At 42.8% G+C, this 1,155-nt stretch carries 1 protein-coding gene; it reads right to left on the reverse strand.

What is annotated here, in order from left to right; genetic code table 11:
• Positions 1-1,099, reverse strand: a 1,099-nt coding sequence (locus FTV42_RS17195) for a relaxase/mobilization nuclease domain-containing protein (RefSeq protein ID WP_257223491.1), incomplete at its 3' end; no start/stop codon positions are given.
• Positions 1,100-1,155 lie beyond the last annotated feature (56 nt).

Genomic DNA, 1,155 nt, shown 5'->3' on the forward strand with positions numbered 1-1,155 from the left:
TTGAATGGTTATAACATTGTTGGCTTTGGTCAATCGCTCGTTTAGATTCACTAATTCTTGATTCTGATTGCTCAATATTTCTATCTGCTTGGTCTGTCTTTGATTTATTTCGCTTAGCTCGCTCAATTGCTTCTCTAACGAGTTCAAAATGGCGTTGTAGTGATTCATAAAGTCGTTGGTCATGTTCGTTTCCTACCTCTCGATTTTGAGTACCTTGTCCTTGCCCGTTGTTGTGTACGCTTCCGCTTTCTTGGCGTTCTTCGCTACGATGAAATAGGCTTTGTTGTCCTCGCTCTCGTGAAATTCCACCATACGCAATATCCGATTCTCTAATGGTGTTCTTTCCAGCTCTAGGTTGATTTCGGCTAATTCCTGTTGCTTGGCTCTGATTTCCTTGCCTAGCCATGCCGTTATCCCTAGAAATATCAGAAATATCGCCACCAGTACGCCCAAAACTGCCCCCTTGAGTGTATTCAAACGCAAAGCGTTTACTATGCTCGGCTGTTGCTCCTCGATGGTTTGAAGGTTTTTCTCTAAAATGCTCTCGGTTTGCTTCAAGTTTTTTTGTAGTAAGGCGTTGTAACTTTCCAAGTGCTGTTTGGTAACGCTCTCGGCTTGTTTCTTGATAGTCTTGTCCTGCTCGGCTGTGTTCTGCTCTAAATTCTTCACCAAATCGTCTATTTTCATAAATTACGCCCTCTAAACGTATATTTCGTTTGCCGTCAGGATTTTTAATACTGATTGATTTGTCCGTCTGCCTTGTAATGTCAAAGCCTGCACCCTCAAGCGTCTTAACCACATCTTGCCGATTTTGGATATTTCCCTTGCTGATTTGCTCGGCTATGACTGTGCCAATCTGCTGTTTGATTTCCTTGACACTTTCAGGCAAGTTTTGACTGTTCAAAACCTTGATAGCCTGTGCTTTATCAGGTGCATGAGGGTCTGATAATCCATGCTCAAAATTGGTAACTTGTTTCCAGTTCTCTACAAGTGGACGGTCTGCTTGGTCAAAATAGGGCTGCAATCGCTTTCCTGTACTCAATTCCACATTAGGAATAATAAAATTTATCTCGAGGCGTCCTTTGTCTTGTGGTTTCATCCAAGTGATGTCGTACTGGTCGCGCTCATGCCATGCAAGGTATGTGTCTTGGAATC

Source organism: Acinetobacter sp. YH16052 (assembly GCF_013417155.1).
Taxonomy (GTDB): domain Bacteria; phylum Pseudomonadota; class Gammaproteobacteria; order Pseudomonadales; family Moraxellaceae; genus Acinetobacter.